Genomic DNA, 21,574 nt, shown 5'->3' with positions numbered 1-21,574 from the left:
CCCGGCTATGTTGATAAGGCCGTCATCTTCAGGAGAGGAAAATGAGATTACGTCGTCAGGTAGCGATCGCAATTACAACAGCATGGGTGTCCTCAGCGTTTTTTTCCGGTGAAGCCTGGGCCGCACAGCAAACGATTAACTACTCTAATGGTTCAGGTTCCAATTTTAGTGAGGTGGAGACAGGCGTCACTGGGGGTATGCCCTCGGTCACTCTTACCAATGCAGGTGCTGTGTCTATGGTATTAGATGCAGGCAATAGCACTGATAGCACTCCGTTTACTGGCCTAAATGACCTCGGGTTTGTAGCTGGTGTTTTTTTCTCAAATACCATGATTAATGAGTTCAACAATCGTGGCTTCCGCTTTTTTGAGCGATCAAGTACTAACTTCAGTTTCGACGAAATTACCTTTATACAGGGGTCGGCCCGAGACTCAGATAAAACGTATCAACTCGTGTTAACTGGCTTCTCTAATAATACTCAAACAGTGACCGAAACTGTCACCTTGCCAAAAGGTGGTGAAGCAAACTCAGGGTTACAGGATTTGTTTACCCTGACACGTGGTACAGACTTTACTGATTCTGCATGGCAGGACGTTGATACAGTGACTATGGCGTTTACCCGAAGTCCGGGTGCTGACTCTCGTTATCTTATCAAAAGTATCAAGATTGATGACGCTGCGGTTTCAGACTCAACCGCGCCTACTTTTGTCAGTGCGAGCTCAACCCCCACTGATGATGCAACCAATGTTTCTGTTAGCAACAACATCGAGATTGCCTTTGATGAGAATATTGAGCTGAAGAGCGGCAATATTACCATTCGTAATGTTACAGACAGCCGCGATTTTGAAGTATTTAATGTTGCCACCGAAAGTGATGGCACAACAACTTCACCAGGCGCTGGCCGTATCAGTGTTACCAACGATAAAGTTTATTTAAACCCAACCAGTGATCTGATAGGAAACCGGACTTACGCCATTCATATTGAATCCAGTGCCGTGGCTGACACCGCAAATAATAGCTTTGCTGGGATCAGCGATGATGCCACATTTAACTTTACTACAGTCGATACCACGCCAAATGCGCCATCTACACCCGATTTAGATGCTAGCTCGGATACCGGATCATTAAATACTGATAATATTACCAGTGACACTACTCCAACGTTTAGTGGGATTTCTGAGAGTGGATCGATCGTTACTTTATACAGTGATCAAGTCGGTGGAGGTGCAACGGTTATTGGCACAGGCACTGCTAATGGAGGAAACTGGCAGATAACAACCAATGAGTTGGCGTCTGGTATTACACATGCAATAAGTGCTAAAGCGTCTGATAGCGATGATAATGTTAGCTCGGCATCCAACGCGTTAAGTGTCACCATTGATACAGTAGCACCATCCGTAGTGAGCATTACCACGCCGATTGAGGCTGACAGTATCGTCAACGCTGCAGAAGACAACGATGTGCTTATCGCTGGCTCCGGCGCGGAAGCAGGCAACAGCGTGACCGTGACTATCACAGACAATAACAGCTCTGTCAGTCGTACGGTGACGGCCGACAACTCAGGCAACTGGACGTTGAGCGGCAGCGAGCTGGATATCAGTGGCCTGAACAATGGTACCCTGACTGTGTCTGCAACCCAAGCTGATATAGCAGGTAATATCTCCACCGCAGCCACACAGAGCATTACCCTGGACAATGCTGGCCCATCAGTAGTGACCATCACCACGCCGATTGAAACCGATGGTATTGTCAATGCAGTGGAAGATAACGATGTGTTGATCGCTGGCTCCGGCGCGGAAGCAGGCAACAGCGTGACCGTGACCATCACGGACAATAACAGCTTTGTCAGTCGTACGGTGACGGCCGACAACTCAGGCAACTGGACGTTGAGCGGCAGCGAGCTTGATGTAAGTGCGTTTAACAATGGCACCCTGACGGTGTCTGCAACCCAAGCAGATATAGCAGGTAATACTTCCACCGCCGCCACTCAGAGCATTACCCTGGATAACGCCGCACCATCAGCTGTGACCATCACCACGCCGATTGAAACTGATGGCATCGTCAATGCGGCAGAAGACAACGACGTGCTGATTGCTGGCTCCGGCGCGGAAGCAGGCAATAGCGTGACCGTGACCATCACGGACTACAGCAATTATGCCAGTCGTACGGTGACGGCCGACAATACCGGGGCTTGGACGACTATTGGCAGTGAGCTTGATGTAAGTGCGTTTAACAACGGCACCCTGACGGTCGCGGCTAGCCAGAGCGATGCTGCAGGCAACACCTCCAGTGCTGCTAGCAAAACATTTACGTTAGATAACGTGCAGCCAACTGTTTCTTTGAGCAGTTCAGACCTCGATTTGATCTCTGGCGAAACGGCGAGTATCACGTTCACCTTAAGTGAGTCATCAAGTGACTTTGCTGAGTCAGATGTCACCGTCACTGGCGGCAGTTTGTCCAACTTTGCGGGCAGCGGTAGCAGTTACACGGCGAACTTTACACCAACGGAAGAGAGTGTGGCGAGCGGCACCATTGATGTTGCCACCGGCACATATACCGATGCCTCTGGTAACAGCAATAGTGCAGCAACACCACTTTCCATCAGCGTCGATACTGTGCTTCCAACCGTCAGTATCACTAGCTCCAGCGCTGCGCTGAAAGCGGGTGAAACGGCAACACTCACGTTTACATTGAGTGAAGCCGCAACTGATTTTGCCGAAGCCGATGTGACCGTTGCTGGCGGAACTCTTTCTAACTTTGCGGGCAGTGGCGCCAGTTACACGGCTACCTTTACACCTGCAGAAGAAAGCACTGAGGATGCAACTATTGATGTTGCAGCAGAGCAATTTAGCGATGCAGCTGGCAACCTCAATACTGCAGCGACTCAGTTGTTGATCTCAGTGGATACGGGGATCCCGACTGGACATAGCATCAGCATTGATCAGGAGAGCATTAACAAAACCAACGAACAGGCGATGAGCTTTACCTTCGCAGCAGCTGAAGTGAACGCGATGTTCACTTATCGCGTGACCGACGGTACCACGACCATTGACGGCGCTAGTCAAACAATCTCCTCGGAGACCATGCAAGTAACGGGCATTGACGTCACTGGTTTGCAAGAGGGGACGTTGACAGTAAGCGTGGTGGTAACCGATGCCGCAGGCAATGCATCTGATGCAGTGACGGATACGGTGACTAAACGCTACGATGTCGCGCCAACGGCAGTTGATGATAGCTTCTCGACTGAGGAAGATACGGCGAAACAATTTGATCTGTTAGCCAACGATTCCGATATTAATGATGACATGGTCGCTTCTTCTGCAACGGTTAAAACGCAACCAATTAAAGGTCAGGTGTCGATCAGTAATGGTGTTGTTACCTATACGCCAAATAGTAATGAGACAGGCACGGATAGCTTTACCTATACCGTGAAAGATGCCCTGTTGCAGGAGTCACAAGACGCGACAGTGACCGTCACTATCATGGCTATAAATGATGCGCCAGTCGCGAAAGCGCTGACCATTAACACTGACGAAGATACCGCAAGCGCAGCAGTCACCGCGCGTAGTCAAGCGAAGGATGTTGAAGATGGCATCCCAGCGGGTGATTTAGCGTTAGTTAGTTTGCCTCAAAAAGGACAAGTCGCCATTGATCAAGCTGTAGGCACTTTTGTATATACGCCGAATGCGAATGAAAATGGTAGCGACAGTTTTACTTACACGATCGCAGACAGTGAAGGCGGCGTTTCTCTTGCGGCCACAGTCAGCGTCAATATCGGTTCCGTCAATGACTCACCAGTGGCGGAGGCAGACAGTTTTACCTTTGATGAAGATGTCACATCGATACTCGATGTTTTAAGTAACGACAGTGATATTGAAGATGGGTCATTCACCGCGAGTAGTATTACCCTGCAAGATCTTGGTCAAGGAGAGGGGGGATACAGTTTTGCCTCGGTCAGTGTTAATGCCGATGGGACCCTAAAGATTGTGCCAACAGCGAACGTTAATGGTCAACATAGCTTTACCTACACGTTAACCGATAGTGGTCAGGCAGTCTCCGTGCCAGCAACCGTCACGCTCAATATTACGCCAGTGAATGATGCCCCCGTTGCTGTTGATAACAGTGCACAACTACTGGAGGGAGGCTCCTTTGAAGTCAACGTATTAGGCAATGATAGTGATGCCGATGCTGGAGACAGTTTTGAACTCACTAGTGTCACAGTCGTCGATACGCCAGCATATGGCAGTGTGAACGTGACGGCGTCAGGAGCGATTGTTTACAACCCCAATGAGAACTACTTCGGTGAAGACAGCTTCACCTATACGGTGGCAGACTTAGCAGGTGCTGTATCTAACGTCGCAACAGTGACCATGACGGTAACACCAGTCAACGACGCACCAATGGCGCAAGCACAGTCACAAACGCTTGATGAAGACAATAGTTTGGTGATCACGCTGGTTGGTTCAGATATTGATAACGATGATGACACTCTGCAGTATCTTATCACTGAGCAAGTCAGTCATGGCGTGCTAGAGCAGTTGACCAATAATGGTTGGCGCTATACACCAGAAGCGAACTTCAATGGCTCCGACTTCTTCTTGTTCAAGGTCAACGACGGTGATCTAGACTCGACAGAGGTTCGTGTCGATTTGACGGTTAATCCAGTCAACGATACACCAACCGCGACCGATATCAGTGCTACGGGAGAGGAAGAGATACCGCTGACCATTACTTTAAATGGTAACGATGCAGAAGGCTCATCTTTGAGCTATCAAATTGTAACATCGCCAGTCAACGGTAATGTTACCGTCACAGGCAATCACGCGGTTTATACGGGTAACAGTAACTTCTTTGGTCAGGACAGTTTCACTTACAGCGTAAGTGACGGAGAACTTACCTCTGGAGTGGCGTTAGTGACCATCACGGTGAATAGCGTTAATGACTCGCCAGTGATTACGGGTACCCCATCGGCGCAAGTTGATGAAGATAGTGTGTATCAGTTTGTGCCCGCGGCATTGGACGATGACCCAGCGGATACTCTGACCTACTTGATAGCTAACAAGCCACCTTGGGCTACATTTGACAAGACAACAGGAGCACTTTCTGGCACGCCAAGTAACAGTGATGTGGGGACTTATTCAGATATAGTGATTAGCGTATCCGACGGCAAAATTTCTTCCTCATTGTCAGCGTTTTCGATTACTGTGAATAACGTGAATGATGCACCCGTTATATCTGGCTCACCAGCAACACAAGTGAATGAAGACAGCATCTATCTGTTCACGCTACAAGTGTCAGATGTTGACAGCCAAGCCTTCACCTTCAGTATCGTGAACAAGCCATCTTGGGCTAGCTTTGATGCATCAACAGGCACGCTTAGTGGTACACCAGATAATGGTGATGTTGGCAAATATCAGGGCATTGTTATCTCGGTTTCTGATGGTCTCACGACCACAATGCTCAATCGATTCAGTATTGTTGTTAACAATGTCAATGACGCGCCAGTGATCAGTGGCACTCCTGCTCTTACGGTCGACGAAGGCAGTACGTATCGCTTCGCGCTGCAGGCATCGGATGTTGATAGTAGTAGCTTGAGCTTTTCAATCCGCAATAAACCATCATGGGCAACCTTTGATAGAGCAACTGGGTTGCTAAGTGGTACGCCGGAAAATGAGCATGTTGGCAGTACCAATAATATTGTTATTAGTGTCTCTGACGGTGAGCTAAGCGCCTCTCTAGCAGCGTTTAGCATCACGGTAATCAACGTCAATGATGAACCAATGGCAGTTAATGATACCTATGTCTTTACCGAGAGTAACGATGGTAGCTACTTATTGGATGTACTCAGCAACGACAGCGATATTGATCTAGACACATTACAACTGGAATGGGTTAAACCTACATCTGGAACGGCAACGATTGTGGGCAGTCAAATCCAATTGGTAACGACCTCAATTGGTACAGTGACAGTGCAATACAGTGTGAAAGATGGTAATGGTGGAAAGGCCACCGCGAAAGCAATCGTGACAATTAAAAGTGCGAAATTGGACGCACCAACAATAACCGCACCTTCAGATATTGAAGTGAAAGCAACTTCGCTCTTTACTAAAGTTGAATTAGGCTCTGCCGTGGCCCGAGATAGTACAGGCAAGCTATTACCTGTTTCATTGGTCTACAGCACGACCTTCTTCCGACCTGGAACTAATACGGTCTATTGGCGTACTCAAGACTCTGATGGAAACGTCGCTGAGGCTAGTCAAACGGTAACAGTGTATCCACTGATAAGTATCTCCAAAGATGCGCAAACCACGGAAGGCACCAACCATAGCGTAACGATACACCTTAACGGCCCTTCGCCGAGTTACCCAGTAGTCGTACCTTACACGGTTTCAGGAAGCACAGACAGTGATGACCACACACTCACCTCTGGCGAAGTGGTGATAACTAGTGGTACCGAAGGCAAACTTTCGTTCGAACTACTTAATGATGGACAAAGTGAAGGCGTTGAAACCTTAGTGATTGATTTGGACAGCACCCTTAATCTAGGTAGTAAGAGTCGTTACACCTTGACAATCTTTGAAGAGAATGTGGCTCCGAAGGTCTCGGTAAGTGTATCTCAGGCGGGGGAGCAGCGGAGCCAAATTGAAAATGGTGTTGAACCGGTCACAATCACAAGCAGTGTTAATGATGCAAATATGTCCGATATACACAGTTTCAGATGGAGTAGTGATAGCGATGTACTTAACCAAGTGATTGCGGGGCAGATGTACAGCGAAACATTGACTTTCTCTCCGCAATTACTGAGTTCAGCGATTTACAATTTGCAATTGACAGTTACTGACAATGGCACTCCACCATTATCAGTGACACGGAATGTCTATTTAGAAGTGGTACACACATTGGCGGAGCTCGGAAGTGAAGATAGTGATGGCGACTTAATCCCGGATGATCAAGAAGGTCATAATGATAGTGATGGTGATGGCATTCCTGACTATCTTGACGCAATTTCTGACTGTAACGTAATTCAACAGGTTGTGTCAGAAAAAGATCGCTTCCTCATTGAGGGGCAGCCAGGTGTCTGTTTACGCAAAGGAATAACCATTCTGACTAACACAACAGGAGGAGCTTTATTGCTAGATGAGGAGCTTCCTAAAGATATCAACATGAAGAGCATCGGGGGAATCTTTGATTTTGTAGTAACTAATTTGCCGCTGCCCGGCCAAAGCTATCAATTAGTTTTGCCTCAGCGTTTACCTGTTCCAGCAAATGCAGTGTACCGAAAGTATAACGCTGAACAGGGGTGGATAGACTTTATTGAGGATGCTCAAAACACAGTTTCTTCTAGTGCTGGCGAGGCTGGTTATTGTCCGCCACCAGGGCACAGTTCATGGTCACAGGGTCTGACTGAAGGTGACTGGTGTGTACAACTTACCATTGAAGACGGTGGTCCGAACGATGATGACGGATTGGCTAATGGCAGTGTCGTTGACCCTGGCGTCGTTGCCGCTCGTGTAAGCAATAATGCACTTCCTCAAGCGATTGACGACAATGCGTTTGTGAGTCTCAATGGTACGGTGACGCTCGATGTATTGAGCAATGATACCGATGCTGATGGTGATGGGCTGAAGGTAAGTCGCGCTTCTGTAGATATTGGTAGTGTTAGTGTGGTTGATAACAAACTAAGTTATGTCACTCAACCACAGTACTACGGGGAGGCTTTGATCACTTATAGCGTAACGGATGGTAATGGTGGAACGGGATCGGCGAAGGTGACGGTGAATGTGGTAAACAGTCAGAATCCGAATGCGGTGGACGATAATATTACCACCGATGATCGTACCCCTGTCACGGTTTATGTCCTTGCTAACGATACCGATCCGGATAACGACACATTGAAGTTGGTTTCAGTCCAAGCGCAGTATGGGCAGGTGGTCATGAATGCAGATCAGAGCGTGACCTATACCCCTACCTCAGGGTTTGAAGGCAATGATGTGTTGACATATATCATTCAAGATAGCCAAGGCCTGCAAGACACAGGGAAAGTTATAGTGACAGTTAAGTTGGTAAGAGATGTAAAGGTTGAAAATACTTCAGCAGGATCATTGGGTGGCATGGTGTTGATGCTTTTGATTTTGTTAGGAGCCATGAAACGTTATGGAAGAAACAGTGCTCTAGCACTAATTGCTGTGTTTAGTTTTAGTAGTCAAGCGGGTTGGTATGTTGATGTTCAAATGGGGTCAAGCCATGCAGATGAGCGTGATGCTGTTAAAGGTGATAACGTAATCTCTACTGACAACACCGGGCTCTACCGTTCTATCGGGTTTGGATATGCTTTTTCTGAGCAATGGTCAGGAACTATCCGTTATATTGATATGGGGGAAGGTAGTGCAACATTGCGTAGTGCGACTACTTCACCAGAAGACTATCACGTTAGTGTCGCATCTATAGCACCACTCCTTGTTAAGGGCATAGGCTTCGACATCGGTTATAAGTTCTGGCAATACAATTCATGGTCCGCAAAACTGAGTTTAGGGGGCTTGTTTTGGGATACCGATATTGAAAGTACGTATCAAGGCAGCAAGATAACGACGGAAGTGGATGGTTTTGATGGATATATTGGTGCAGAAGTTGGCTACAACCTCTCAGATAATTGGGAGATCGGTGTCCAAGGCGCTCGTTATTTTTTACATGAAAATGATGTTGATATAATTGCGCTACAACTTCGTTATTTTTTGAGCCGTTAGCAGCGTATTAACTTATGGTTTGGTATTTTTCGATAATTTGTATCCCAAGTGATCATGAAGCGGTATGGTAAATTACTGGAGATTAATGCGTGATACGTCGCTTTACTTTGAACCTAGTACGTTTATAGTCGAAGAAATATAGTGTTGGGGCTGAAGCAAAACAAGCGGGTTAGAGAGCCACAATTCGTAGTGAACCCTTATTGGGTTGAAAAGCGTTCCAAGCTCGCAGTTGCCCTGACTCTGCTGGTGATAACAAGACGATAAATTGATACCTAAACGATAATTTGATATTGCCTCTTCATAAGTCTATGACTCTTTAAGTTTATAATATTTTTGAAGGGGCAATTTTATATCTGCTTTAGGATGAGATACTTGCTACTATCTCGGTTTAATCTAATACTGATTGAATAATATCAAATGCTTTTTCTATTTTTGGGGTAGGGATAATGCCAAATCCAAATAAGATGGCATTAGAATGATTGTTGATAGAAAAATGTGATGATGGATAAACCGCTACATTGGATGAAGCAAACTTATTCGCCATTTTTGTCGCGCACCCCGATACTTCAGCTGCTATATGTAACCCACCTTGGCTCGGAATACGTTGTAAGCAATCTACGTTGTCAATTAATTGAGTGAGTTTATGGTACCTTTCGCTGTAAATTTTATTCATATTGAGTAAATGGTGAGAGAAATGACCGTCACGCATGAATTCGTCAAGTAGGATTTGAGACACTACAGATGTACTTCTTCCCAAGTGCCATAACATATTTGAAATTGGCTCTATTAAAGACTTTGGTGGAATCATATAGCCAATGCGTATGCCGGGAAATAGTATTTTAGAGAAACTGCCTATCATTATGACGCAGTCATTTTTGTCTTGTGACTTGAGAGCTTGCTTACTGGTATTGAGATAGTGATATTCCGCATCATAATCATCTTCGATAATGATTGCGTTATTAACTTCTGCCCACCTCAACAGTTCTAACTTTCTTTCGACGGAGTAGCTAAAGCCTAAAGGGAACTGATGACTAGGCGTTGTATAAATAATTTTGGTATTAGAAGGGATTGATTCAACGACAACGCCTTGGTCGTCCATCGGCACGGTGCCTATTTGCGCGCCAAGCAATCGAGCTTGATTTCGAAAAACAGGATATCCTGGATCTTCTGTCGACACGAGGTCCCCCGGAGAGAGTAATGTAAGGAGAGTCGTCATTATTGCCTGCTGGCACCCTTGCGTAATGATGATGTCTTCAGGATCACAGATTACGCCTCTCGAATGTCTTACATACTCGCAGATAGACTCTCGTAAACAAGCTAACCCTTGCAAATCACCACCATGTGCAAACTCTGGAGTTAATGCATTGAGCCTACTCAGTCTTGAGTGTCGCCAAATATGCTTTGCTATTCTCTGATGATCAGGAACGCCTAAAGTGAAGTCATAGTCTAGATTCTTTGGTGCGATGATCTCTGGCTTTTTCGCTGCGTTAGTGCCAAACACCCCTAGTTGGTAGTGTTTTATTGGTCTCTTATCTTGATTCACCGTTTGTTCTAGAGCATTACTTACGTACGTGCCAGACCCTGCCTTTTTTACTATCCACCCCTCGAACTGAAGTCGCTCATACACCGAAATGACAGTGTTTCTTGCTATGCCTAACTTTTTTGACAACATGCGAGTCGACGGTAATCTCTCATTTGATCGTAATCTGCCTTCTAATATCCCTTGGTATATCTCGGAATAAAGCTGTTGGCTGGTGACTTTTCCAGTTTCGAAGTGTAGTGAAAATGGCATCGTTTTCTCTGTAGACGTTGAAAAGTGGCTCTAAAGCGTTGTGAGGATGTGGATCTGTATATACCAAGTATATCTGCCTAGTATACCGTTATCTTGGTATGGAGAAAGCGCATTTGAGTACACTATTTCCCCATTTTGCAAACGGATGTTACTTACATTCGTATCTAATCGGCCTACCTATCAACGGTGATCAGGTTTAAACCTGTTTATATCGCACTAAAAATTTGAAGACACAGTGTTATTCAACGGGGGTTAACGATTGGAGTTCTTCAAGTCAGGATTACTTTTATATAAAAAGCTAAAAGCCTTGGAATAAACTAGAAATTAATTATAAGTGAAAATTAAAAATTGAGGGTTCAATGAAATTAAACAATGCCTTGGTGGCCATTTTATCGCTCACTTCTTTCGTCACGTTTGCGAAAACGGAGTTAACGGTTAGCAGTCAATTAAAGAGCGTAGTTGATGAATGTGCTAAAGGATTAATGAACGAATACGACATTCCGGGGTTGGCTGTTGCAGTAACGATTGATGGTATGCGTTATTTTTACAATTACGGTTTCGCTGACGAAAGTAAGGGGAGTTTAGTCACTAACGACACTATTTTTGAACTCGGCTCTATCAGTAAAACTTTTGCCGCTACTTTGACTGGGTACGCCCAAGAAAAAGGCAAGTTGAATATGGATGACAAGGTCAAAGATTATATTCCAGAATTAGAAAATAGTGTTCTGGGTAATACCAAGCTAGTTCATGTCGCAACCTACACTGCAGGTGGTCTACCATTGCAATTCCCTAGCGAAGTAACGAACGACGCTGACATGATTCAGTACTACAAAACGTGGAAACCGGAGTACGAAGCCGGTACTAAGAGGAAGTACTCAAACCCTAGTATTGGTCTATTTGGCTACATCGGTGCCTTGAGTATGAAGTCAGACTATACGGAAATGATGGAAACCGTCATCCTATCTGAGCTCGGTATGACCAATACGTTTGTCGATGTACCAAAGGATAAGCTTAACAACTATGCTTTTGGTTATAGTTCTGAGGGAAAACCCGTTAGAGTTAATCCAGGTATTCTTGATGCACAAGCCTATGGTATTAAATCAACAAGCTTAGATATGCTTCAATATATCGAAGCAAATATGGGTCAAGCGCAACTTAATACTGATATAGAAAACGCGCTAGAGCGAACTCATACTAAGTATTTTGATACCGACACGTTTACACAAGCCGTAGGGTGGGAAGGTTATGATTATCCCGTTTCACTTTCGCAATTATTGAAGGGTAACTCCAGCGACGTAATTCTCAACGCTAAACCGGTTCAAGCAAGTTTATCCGGTACTCTCGGTCGTGACGTTTGGTATAACAAAACGGGCTCAACAGGTGGCTTTGGGGCATATGTCGCGTATGTACCCTCTGAAAAAATAGGCATAGTGATTCTAGCGAATAAAAACTACCCCAATGCAGAAAGAGTAGAGGCTGCTTACAATATTATTAGCTCGGTGGTGAAATAAATTTTAGTGGTAATAGGCACTACGTAATTATTAGAGCTTATTTAGATACATACTATCTGCATTGTTTTATTCGATAGTATTTATAGGAGTATTCATGAAAACTAAGCATTGGTCTAAGGTGACTTTGCTACATGAAGTTGTTACGAATCCCAATATAACGATTAAAGGTAAACATAGTTATTACAGTGATTGTTGGGACGCCGGTTTTGAGGAGTCCGTTGTAAGATATCTACAAGGCGATGAGTTCAGCCGAGATTGGGAACCAAAATGGAAGATTGATAAGTTACATATAGGTGACTTTGTCTGTATTGCAGCGGAAGTTGTGATTGTTATGGGGGGAAATAGTACACATAGAGCTGATTGGTTCTCCTTGTACCCATTTATGGACTTTATTGAAGAAGCGTATGTCGGGAAAGGAGATACTCACATTGGCGATGGCGCCTGGCTCGGTATGCGATCCATGATAATGCCGGGTGTGACTATCGGAGAAGGAGCAATCGTTGCGGCAAACAGCGTGGTGACGAAAGATGTTGAGCCTTACAGCATGGTTGCAGGCTCACCAGCTAAGCATATCAAATATCGCTTTTCTCTAGAGACGATAGACGAACTACTCGCTCTTAGGATATATGATTGGCCTGATAAGAAAATCGACAGCCTGAAGAGATTGTTATGTTCAGACGATTTAGAAGGGCTGAAAAAGGCAAGCGCTGAATACGATAGAAATCATTCAGTAGAGTGACGATGTCACTATTTTAAAAAACAGAAGAGGCTCATTATAGAGCCTCTTTTTAGTGTGATGGATATCTGCAACCACCACACTTCCTTATCAACTCATCATTCAGCAAGTTGCCAACTAGAATCGGAAACCTTTTAGTTTCATCTTTGCAGGGAAGATTGCCTCAATAGCTGGCTCTTTCAATTGTTAGCAGAGACGCTCATAACTGTTTTGTTTGAGCAATTCGGTTAAGTCGCCTTGACCATATTTTAGAGTTGCTTGATGTTTTTGATGTCGAATGACCTGATCAAAAGTAGGTCGAGTCACTGAACGAAAAACGCCCACGGGTACGGGAAAGTCTGGATAGCTCAAGTTAGCAAGCGCATAAGCATAGTATGACTCCTCGCATTGACTGGAGTGGAGCAAAAGGTTCGGGGCCTCTGATTCGACAATCTGGAAGCCAAACCCTTTATTGATCAACGCTTTTGAGTGTGTTTTACCAAACAATAACGGTTCATTATCTGAGAGATAAAGTAGATGTTCGCTTCTATTAGCTGGGCCGTTGTAAGGTTCGTGCACTTTATCGTTAAAAATGACGCAGTTTTGCAGGATTTCAACTACAGCAGTGCCCGAATGCGCGGCAGCAGCCTCTAACACCATCGTCATGTGTGTAGGATCATTGTCCGATGTTCGTGCTATGAACGTAGCACCTGCGGATGCTGCTAATGCCAGAGGTTTAAGCGCTTGATCGGGAGAACCTTCAGGACTCGACTTAGAAATGAAGCCCTGTTCGCTTGTCGGGGAAAATTGGCCTTTGGTCAGTCCATAGACAGCATTATTAAAAAGCAAAATTTTAATGTCTTGGTTGCGTCGAATCGCGTGAATAAAGTGATTACCGCCAATACTCAGTGCGTCACCATCGCCAGTTACAACCCAAACATCTAACTCTGGATTGCTAGCTTTTACACCAGTAGCGATGGCAGGGGCACGGCCGTGAATCGTATGAAATCCATAAGTATCGAGATAATAAGGAAAACGAGATGAGCAGCCAATCCCTGAGATGAATACGGTGTTCTCTTTAGTTCGACCTAATCGTGCTAGAACGGATTGCATCGTTTTTAATACGTTAAAATCACCACAGCCTCGACACCATTTGACTTCAACATCAGATGCGAAATCTTTGCGGTTGAGTACCTTAGTCGTCATTTTTAATATCCTTCAGGTGGTGGTTAATAGACTCAATAACCTCGTGAACTTTGAATGGTAACCCCTTAACTTGGGTTACGGAGCGTGCAGAAATGGCATATTGTGAGCGAATCACTTTGACGAGTTGTTGGTTATTCAACTCAAAAACAAGCACATGTTTGAATTGGCTAATGATCTCTTCCAAATTGATTGGAAACGGGTTTAGATACTTAATATGGGCGTGAGCAACCGATGCTCCTTGCTTTCTCAGATGCTCAATTGCGGTCGACACAGAACCTTGCGTGCTTCCCCAACTTAGCACTAGCAGTGAGTCTTGAGTACTGCCTGTTAGCGTTTGTTTAGGGATGAAATGGCAGATGTTATTTATTTTTTTTGCTCTTTCATCAGTCATGCGCTGGTGGTTTTCAGGATCATGAGAAGGGTTGCCTGTAATCGCTTGCTTTTCCAATCCTCCAATGCGATGCATTTTCTCTTTTGTACCAGGCGTGACCCACTCTCTGCTGTAATACACGTCATCACGGGCATAGGGATAAAACGGGCTTATGTTTGCTTTTGCTGCCTCGGCAGTGAGCTTAATCTCATCAGGGTTGGGCACGAGCCAAGATTCGGAGCCGTTTGCTAAGTAGCCGTCACTCAATAAGATCACTGGCGTCATAAATGTAGTAGCAATTCGACAGGCCTCGATTGCCATGTCAAAGCAGTCTGCGGGAGAAGCAGGAGCCAACACTGGGAGTGGTGAATCCCCATTTCTACCATACAAAGACAAAAGCAAGTCTGATTGCTCTGTTTTAGTCGGTAGGCCAGTTGAGGGGCCTCCACGTTGTACGTTGATAACAACCATTGGCAACTCCGCCATCACGGCAAGGTTAATGGTCTCTGCTTTCAAACATAATCCAGGGCCAGACGTTGATGTGACTCCTAAACCGCCAGCATAAGATGCGCCTAAAGCTGAACAAGCAGCTGCAATCTCATCTTCTGCTTGGAATGTCGTAACCCCAAAGTGTTGATAGGTTGATAGCGTGTGTAGAATATCTGAGGCGGGTGTTATGGGGTACGAGCCCAAAAATAGCTGGCGTTGGAGTTTTTCTGCTGCGCATATTAACCCAAGCGATAATGCTTCGTTCCCTGAAACAGTGCGATACAAGCCTGCTTTATCTGCTACGGGAGCAACCTGAAAACAGTCGCTGAATATTTCGGTTGTTTCGGCATAATGAAATCCCGACTTTATGGCTAAAGTATTTGCCTCTCTCGCTTGCGGATTGTCAGCGAATTTATTATTTAGCCATTCAATGGTCGGTTCTAGTGGACGGCTGTAAATCCATAAAACAATACCAATCATAAAAAAGTTTTTGCTTCGCTTCACTACTTTAGGCGCTATGTTTAACTGAGAAAGAGATTGAACGGTTAAACGCGTAAAACTGTCACTAATCACTCGGTAATTTGCGAGGCTACCATCGCTCAATGGGTTAGATTCATAGCCAGCAAGCTCAAGGTTTTTTTTATTAAAACCATCGAGATCAATAAGCACCAAACCGCCTTCAACGAGTTGTGAGATTTTGGTTTTTAATGCAGCGGCATTCAGAGCGATTAAGACTGAAAAATCGTCGCCAGGAGTATAAATCTCTGTTGAGGCAAACTGCATCTGAAAAGCCGATACTCCAGATGTGGTTCCTGCCGGAGCCCTTATCTCAGCTGGATAATCAGGTAACGTCATGACATCGTTTCCTTGTTTCGACGAGTTGTCTGAAAAGCGTTCTCCAAGTAATTGGATACCATCTCCAGAATCGCCAGCAAAACAGATCACTTCGCGTTTAAGTTGAATTATTGTCATTAAAACCTCTTACCGTGTTAGAGCAAGTTCAGTATGTTTTATTGCACTTAATGAGATGCAATGGAATAAAGGTTGGAGAAAATGCCGTAAGCACGAGCATTATGAGTGTAGAGTTAATGGTGTTGGCTTTATTTGTCGTCTCTGAGGTCAGTAGAAATATCCATAGCTAGGTATGCTTTTCCGAAATACTAGAAAAGTTTGCATGACACAAAAATACTTTTTCTGTCATATTAGATGTGATTATTTTTCATTAATTGTGAGCGTATGGATAAGTTGTCATTAATAAAGTTGTTTGTATCTGTTGTGGACTTAGGGAACTTTACAGCAGTCGCGAATCAATTAGGGCAGTCGCCTTCTACTGTTAGTAAAGCGATTGCTCGCCTAGAACAGGATTTGGGTGTTCGTTTAGTTCACCGTACAACACGTCAACTCCAGCTCACTGAAGCGGGGTTTAACTACCTTGAGACGGCAAGAGAAGTGATCAACTTGCTCAAAAGTAGTGAAGAGCAGCTTCATCAAAGTATTGCATCTCCGTTTGGTACACTTCGTGTCAGCCTTCCTTTATCGTTCGGGCAAAACTATATAACTCCGCTGATTCCAGAGTTTTGCGAACGTTACCCTGAAGTGAAGTTGGATCTTAGCTTTTCTGATGAATACACCAGTATATTGGAGAGTGGGATGGACGTTGCTATTCGAAGCGGGAGACTTAATGACAGCAACCTGATTGCGAGGCGATTATGTCCTATTGATATGGGTATGTTTGCCAGTCCGGAGTACATAAAGAAGTTTGGTCGGCCTCAGAGTGTTGAAGCGCTTAACCAGCACAAATGGATAATGTACCGCTATAAACAATCGGGGCGCTTGCTTACCTTGACGATGCCTTTAGATGGGCAATTAGTAGAATTTAGTCCTACACATCAAGTGACAGTAGACAATGGTTATGCGATGGCCTCTTTAGCGAGTTTAGGAGCAGGGATTGCTCTGATGCCCCAATATCTTGCTCGAGACTTAGTACAGCAAGGTAAACTGATGTTGGTTTCTGAACCTCAAAGAACCGAAGGTCAGGGTGTCTATATATACTATCCAAGTCGTAAGTTTGTGCCCGCGAAAGTAAAAGTGTTTATCGACTATATTATTCATAAACTTGATGAGCAGGGAGAGGCGATCAACAGCAGTTGGATGCTGAACCATTAAAGCTCTTCTTTGTTCTGAAACTGGAAAGTGGTGACAGGTCGAAATGTAATATGACCATGGCTAATTGACAAGCTTAAATACGGAATTGAAGTCGTAACGGAGTTGAGAAGTTACGCTTCACCATCAGCACCGTTGGAATCCCAGCCTCATTAAGGTAGAGAGACTCTTTTATTTTGTTATCTTGTCCTTTATAGCTTCTTTCCTTCCAGTAAAAAATCATTTGAAAAAATGAATATATCCTAAGACCATACCTGAAAGGATAAATGAGTACTGAAGAGGCCTATAATGATTTATAAAATTTCCGACTGTCACAATGAATATAAAATTGTGAGCACTACGCCTAGTTCTGTCGCTAGGCAGTTAGGTGATATAGATTTAATAGAAAAAATCGTTGTGCAGCCATTAGAAAACTTTTCTTTAAAAAGTATATGGGGTGAAGTGGATATTGAGTTTGAAGATGTTCTCAAGAAAGACTCATTACTTCCAGATATCAGTTTATGGCTACGAGTTTTCTTAGTGCTTTCCCCTAAATCTTATGCATATTTAAAAGAACCACTGAGCAAAGTAGGTGAGTTCTTATCGATTCGTTATCAAGGAGAAGAGTGGTACTTATATACACCATTGGAGTTTGGGCCAGAAGATAAAGACAAGTGTGTCCAAAAACTTGAATATGGTAGCTTAGCAGGTTTAGAGGTGTTAGTGTTTAATGGAAACGGTGTTACGGAAAAGGCCGTTTTTAAGTCAAAGATGCTAGGACCGACCTTTCTGTATTGTACGGAATCGTTTAAGAGTTTGTGCGAGAGAAATGATCTAGGTGGAGTTGTGTTCTCATCTAGTTTGACAGACCCATTTAGTTAACTAATCGGTCGGCAAGAAATTGACTTATCAAAAATGACCTCTTGTATTAACGCCAATTTTATAATGCAATTCTTCGTAATCAGCACTTTGAAGTGAACTTATTTCGAGTCAAAATAGACTTAAAGGATAACATTTATTTATTGGAAGGTAAGAGTGAAGCTTGGAAAAGATGATGACGGTTTATAAGATTAACGATAATTTACATGTGTTTCAGACGATATGCACTTGTCCCGATGAAGTCGCTACCCAGCTGGGGGATTTCAATTATTTTGAGAAGATCTTATTACAGGGTGTTGAAAATAAATCTCTGAAAGGTATTTGGAAGCCTGCGGTAGTCGAGTTTGAAGACGTGTTAACAAAAAACTCTGAATTACCTGATATTAGCTTATGGTTGCGTACATATCTTGTTTTATCTCCGAGGGCATATGAAATCTTGAATACTTATCTATCAGAGGGCGGGGAGTTTTTACCTGTTAACTATCAAGGCGAGAAATGGTATTTATATACATCGCTGACTTTTGGAAAAGAAGATAGACAAAAATGTATAGAAAAGATCTCATATGGAAGCCCGGACGGGTTAGAGGTCCTTGTGTTCATTGATGACGATGTAAAAGATAAAGTGATCTTTAAATCGAGATTAGAAGGGGCCGGCAACTTATACTGTACTGAGAAGTTCAAGGTTATATGTGAACAAAATCAGCTTAATGGGCTTGTATTCTCTTCTAATTTGACAGAATCATTTAATTAACGTAGCTATCACCAATCATTTTAACTATTAGTGCACGCTGGTGCATAATTTATGTGCTCTCTCTGGAATGCGATAGCTATAGGTGGTATTCGGAGCCATTCGCCGTTGGTTAGAGTACTTCGCACGTAGAACAGGATTATTAACCCCCATACACTTTGCAGATTTCAATAGCTGGTTTTGAAAATAAAGTGATATTTGAATTTTTGGCATAACGAGCGAGCCACTTTATTATTTAGTAAGTACTTTGCTAGTTTTATCAGTACCCCTTAGCATTTAGTTAACATATGGTTTGAAAATGTCATAGCTTTGTCGGAGGAACGATTTTGGGGCGAAAGTTTTTGATAGATGGTTTCACAACGATTATCAAGCTTTAGGTAAATTTCATAGTTTTGCGATGAGAGTGGCTCATGTGAGCCCCTGAGACTAATTGACTTAGGCACTTACCGTTATGGCAGGTTTAGACCAATCTTCGGAAGATTAGGCAAGCAATGCGTAGTATCTGGTTAACGAAAAAATACGAAAGTTGCAACAATGTACGTGTCAGTAAAGTAGGAGCGATAAAGCCTCCGCGTACTGTACTCATCGTGTGTTACGTTAATTAGGAGTGTCTACCATGAAAAGCCAGAACGACAATCAAGCAAGTTACCAAGATGAACTTGATGAAGGTCGTCGCAATATGATGAAAATGACAGGTGCCAGCGTGGTTGCTATGGGAGTTGGAGCGCTCTCAACGAGTTCTGTTCAAGCTGAGACGCAAATAAATCTTGGTGACACCTGGGATAAAACATTTACGAAAAGTAACCAAGTTCAACATCGCAAAGTGAGTTTTAAAAACCGTTATGGCATCACGTTGGCAGCGGATCTTTATATACCTAAAAATAAAAGTGGCAAGCTTGCGGCTATCGTCATTAGTGGTCCATTTGGCGCTGTGAAAGAGCAGTCTTCAGGGTTATATGCTCAAACATTAGCCGATCGAGGCTTCATTACTTTAGCGTTTGATCCGTCGTATACCGGAGAGAGTGGTGGTGAACCAAGAAACGTTGCATCACCTGATATCAATACAGAGGACTTTAGTGCAGCTGTGGACTTTATTGGTCTACAGAAAGACGTTGATCGTCAGAAAATTGGTGTGATAGGCATATGTGGTTGGGGCGGCATGGCGTTAAACGCAGTTGCTGCAGATAAACGAGTCAAAGCAGTCGCAACCAGTACGATGTATGATATGACCCGTGTAATGTCTAAAGGCTATAACGACAGCACGACGTTTGAACAGCGCACGCAAACGTTAGAGCAGCTAAGCCTGCAACGATGGGAAGATGCCGAAAATGGAACACCTACTTACGGGCCAGTATCGCTTGAGTTAGTTGGAGGTGAGCCCCAATTTGTTATTGAGTATGCAGCCTATTACAAGTCTCCTGAACGTGGCTTTCATCCACGAGCGATTAACTCAAATGCTGCATGGACACTCACAACGCCGCTGTCGTTTATGAATATGCCAATTCTGACCTACATTGAAGAGATATCTCCACGCCCAGTGTTGTTCATTCATGGCGAAAAGGCGCACTCTCGCTATTTCAGTGAAACGGCGTATGAAGCGGCGGCAGAGCCTAAAGAATTTATGATCATTCCAAATGCGAATCATACGGATCTCTACGATCAATTGGATGTGATCCCATTTGATAAATTAGAGAGCTTCTTTAAGGTTAATTTAGTTTAGATCGCCCTCTAGAAGACAACTGAGGAGCGGTTACTATTGTGCTCCTCAGTTCCTATTGATTGAAAAATTCTCTAGATTCTCGGTGAACCATTACGGAGAGTATTTCATTATTATACTCACAAGTCGGTATGAACTTGTTTTGTAGAAAACGCTAATAAAATCGCTAAACAGCTACATGCTAATAGAACGACACCTAAGTTTTGTACTGTTCCAGCCATCGCTAATCCCGTCCCGATCATGATGTAGTACATGAGCCCAAATAAAGCACCTGCGCTACCTACCTGTTGTTTATAATCAACGAGTGCATCACTGAGTATGTTGGGTATCGCAATCCCATATGACATGACGACTAACATCATTGGAGCAACAAACCAGATTGATTGGCTCAGAATCAACACACCGACAGATCCCAAACTAAGCAATACTGCTGAGAGCCAAAGTAGTTGGCTTTTTCGAACATTTTTAGACACTAGGGATTTGTTTAAATAACTCCCAAGCAGAGTGCCTAACCCCAGTACCATGCCACTGTATCCAAATTGTTCGGAGCTATATCCAAGTGCTGAGAAAGTAAATGCGCCAAGCTGGTAATAAGAAAATAGAGCAATGTTATACAAAGCAACCAGTAATCCTGAGCGCCAAATTCGAGTGTCTCTTAGCATTTCCCAGCTAAGTTGACGCAACCGCACTGGTGTCTGTTCCTTCTGTGTTTCAGGAAGCTTAATAACGTTATAAGCGAACAATACTAACGCGATTAAAAACAAGGCAAAAAATACATAACGGTATCCACCAAGCGCTGTAAGCTGCCCGCCTAATAGCATGCCAACTACCGGGCTGATTGATATACCCATCCCCATTAAGCTGAAGACTTTACTCAGTTCTTGACCGTCAAACGCGTCACGAAGCATGGTCTGTGTGACAACGGATCCTACCGCGATACCAAATGCGCTTAGGGCTCGCGCGGCCATGACAACAGCAAAGCTTTCGGTTTGAGTTGCGAGTAAAGATGCGCAACCATAGATAAAGAGCCCAATAAGCATGGTGGGCCTTCTTCCCAGTTTATCTGCGAGCACTCCCCAAACTACAACGCCAATGGCAAAAGCTAGGAAGTAAATCGACAATGTTTGGGCTGCTTGTGCGTGGTTTACATCAAATGATAGAGCGATTGAGCTCAACGCTGGGCTATAGATGGTTTCTACAATTTGCGGAAACATCAACATAACCAGCATGAGCCATAAAGAGGGCTTAGTATTCATATTGT

11 protein-coding genes are annotated in these 21,574 nt (G+C 44.0%); 7 read left to right on the top strand and 4 right to left on the bottom strand.

What is annotated here, in order from left to right; translation table 11 throughout:
- Nucleotides 1-41: 41 nt before the first annotated feature.
- A complete protein-coding gene (locus OO778_RS18290) occupies nucleotides 42-8,744 on the top strand; it encodes an Ig-like domain-containing protein (protein ID WP_264912320.1) in 8,703 nt (2,900 codons plus the stop codon).
- A 388-nt stretch (nucleotides 8,745-9,132) separates the two neighbouring features.
- Here OO778_RS18290 and OO778_RS18285 read toward each other — a convergent pair whose 3' ends face one another.
- Nucleotides 9,133-10,536, bottom strand: a complete 1,404-nt coding sequence (locus tag OO778_RS18285; RefSeq protein ID WP_074190514.1) for a PLP-dependent aminotransferase family protein — start codon at nucleotides 10,534-10,536, stop codon at nucleotides 9,133-9,135.
- A gap of 359 nt (nucleotides 10,537-10,895) precedes the next feature.
- On the opposite strand from OO778_RS18285, the gene ampC reads away from it, so the two are divergent.
- Both ampC and OO778_RS18275 read left to right on the top strand, forming a co-directional pair.
- Nucleotides 10,896-12,047 (top strand): class C beta-lactamase, encoded by a 1,152-nt coding sequence (gene ampC, locus OO778_RS18280; protein WP_074190515.1) that lies wholly within the window; start codon nucleotides 10,896-10,898, stop codon nucleotides 12,045-12,047.
- A 94-nt stretch (nucleotides 12,048-12,141) separates the two neighbouring features.
- On the top strand, nucleotides 12,142-12,786 hold the full coding sequence (locus OO778_RS18275) for a CatB-related O-acetyltransferase (protein ID WP_074190516.1): 645 nt from the start codon (nucleotides 12,142-12,144) through the stop codon (nucleotides 12,784-12,786).
- A 183-nt stretch (nucleotides 12,787-12,969) separates the two neighbouring features.
- On the opposite strand, the gene OO778_RS18270 is transcribed toward OO778_RS18275, so the two are convergent.
- Nucleotides 12,970-13,968, bottom strand: a complete 999-nt coding sequence (locus tag OO778_RS18270; protein WP_074190517.1) for a 2-oxoacid:ferredoxin oxidoreductase subunit beta — start codon at nucleotides 13,966-13,968, stop codon at nucleotides 12,970-12,972.
- Nucleotides 13,958-15,799, bottom strand: coding sequence for a 2-oxoacid:acceptor oxidoreductase subunit alpha (locus OO778_RS18265; protein ID WP_264912319.1), 1,842 nt, complete (start codon nucleotides 15,797-15,799; stop codon nucleotides 13,958-13,960). Before OO778_RS18265 ends, OO778_RS18270 begins: the two co-directional genes overlap by 11 nt.
- A gap of 264 nt (nucleotides 15,800-16,063) precedes the next feature.
- Between OO778_RS18265 and OO778_RS18260 the strand changes: the two genes are divergently transcribed.
- The 4 genes from OO778_RS18260 to OO778_RS18245 all read left to right on the top strand — a co-directional run bounded on the left by OO778_RS18260 (nucleotide 16,064) and on the right by OO778_RS18245 (nucleotide 20,316).
- A complete protein-coding gene (locus tag OO778_RS18260) occupies nucleotides 16,064-16,993 on the top strand; it encodes a LysR family transcriptional regulator (protein ID WP_074190519.1) in 930 nt (309 codons plus the stop codon).
- 285 nt (nucleotides 16,994-17,278) lie between these two features.
- Nucleotides 17,279-17,851, top strand: coding sequence for a hypothetical protein (locus OO778_RS18255; protein WP_264301655.1), 573 nt, complete (start codon nucleotides 17,279-17,281; stop codon nucleotides 17,849-17,851).
- A gap of 169 nt (nucleotides 17,852-18,020) precedes the next feature.
- Nucleotides 18,021-18,599 carry a hypothetical protein gene (locus tag OO778_RS18250; protein ID WP_308400518.1) on the top strand — a complete coding sequence of 193 codons (579 nt, stop codon included), beginning with the start codon at nucleotides 18,021-18,023 and terminating at the stop codon, nucleotides 18,597-18,599.
- A gap of 613 nt (nucleotides 18,600-19,212) precedes the next feature.
- Nucleotides 19,213-20,316, top strand: a complete 1,104-nt coding sequence (locus tag OO778_RS18245) for an alpha/beta hydrolase (RefSeq protein ID WP_264912318.1) — start codon at nucleotides 19,213-19,215, stop codon at nucleotides 20,314-20,316.
- A 116-nt stretch (nucleotides 20,317-20,432) separates the two neighbouring features.
- Here the strand turns inward: OO778_RS18245 and OO778_RS18240 are convergent, their stop codons facing one another.
- The gene (locus OO778_RS18240) at nucleotides 20,433-21,569 is read right to left on the bottom strand and encodes a multidrug effflux MFS transporter (protein ID WP_264912317.1); all 1,137 of its coding nucleotides are present in this window, start codon (nucleotides 21,567-21,569) and stop codon (nucleotides 20,433-20,435) included.
- Nucleotides 21,570-21,574: the final 5 nt, after the last annotated feature.

It is taken from the genome of Vibrio sp. STUT-A16 (genome assembly GCF_026000495.1).
Classification (GTDB): Bacteria; Pseudomonadota; Gammaproteobacteria; order Enterobacterales; family Vibrionaceae; genus Vibrio; species Vibrio diabolicus.
The sequence above is the reverse complement of the archived record's forward strand: the minus strand, read 5'-3'. Positions and strand labels throughout refer to the sequence as shown.

What these genes read in the sequence shown, in the direction of transcription:
- OO778_RS18290 (WP_264912320.1), top strand. Translation starts at nt 42, where the DNA reads ATGAGATTACGTCGTCAGGTAGCGATCGCAATTACAACAGCATGGGTG.
- OO778_RS18285 (WP_074190514.1), bottom strand. Translation starts at nt 10,536, where the DNA reads ATGCCATTTTCACTACACTTCGAAACTGGAAAAGTCACCAGCCAACAG.
- ampC (WP_074190515.1), top strand. Translation starts at nt 10,896, where the DNA reads ATGAAATTAAACAATGCCTTGGTGGCCATTTTATCGCTCACTTCTTTC.
- OO778_RS18275 (WP_074190516.1), top strand. Translation starts at nt 12,142, where the DNA reads ATGAAAACTAAGCATTGGTCTAAGGTGACTTTGCTACATGAAGTTGTT.
- OO778_RS18270 (WP_074190517.1), bottom strand. Translation starts at nt 13,968, where the DNA reads ATGACGACTAAGGTACTCAACCGCAAAGATTTCGCATCTGATGTTGAA.
- OO778_RS18265 (WP_264912319.1), bottom strand. Translation starts at nt 15,799, where the DNA reads ATGACAATAATTCAACTTAAACGCGAAGTGATCTGTTTTGCTGGCGAT.
- OO778_RS18260 (WP_074190519.1), top strand. Translation starts at nt 16,064, where the DNA reads ATGGATAAGTTGTCATTAATAAAGTTGTTTGTATCTGTTGTGGACTTA.
- OO778_RS18255 (WP_264301655.1), top strand. Translation starts at nt 17,279, where the DNA reads ATGATTTATAAAATTTCCGACTGTCACAATGAATATAAAATTGTGAGC.
- OO778_RS18250 (WP_308400518.1), top strand. Translation starts at nt 18,021, where the DNA reads ATGATGACGGTTTATAAGATTAACGATAATTTACATGTGTTTCAGACG.
- OO778_RS18245 (WP_264912318.1), top strand. Translation starts at nt 19,213, where the DNA reads ATGAAAAGCCAGAACGACAATCAAGCAAGTTACCAAGATGAACTTGAT.
- OO778_RS18240 (WP_264912317.1), bottom strand. Translation starts at nt 21,569, where the DNA reads ATGAATACTAAGCCCTCTTTATGGCTCATGCTGGTTATGTTGATGTTT.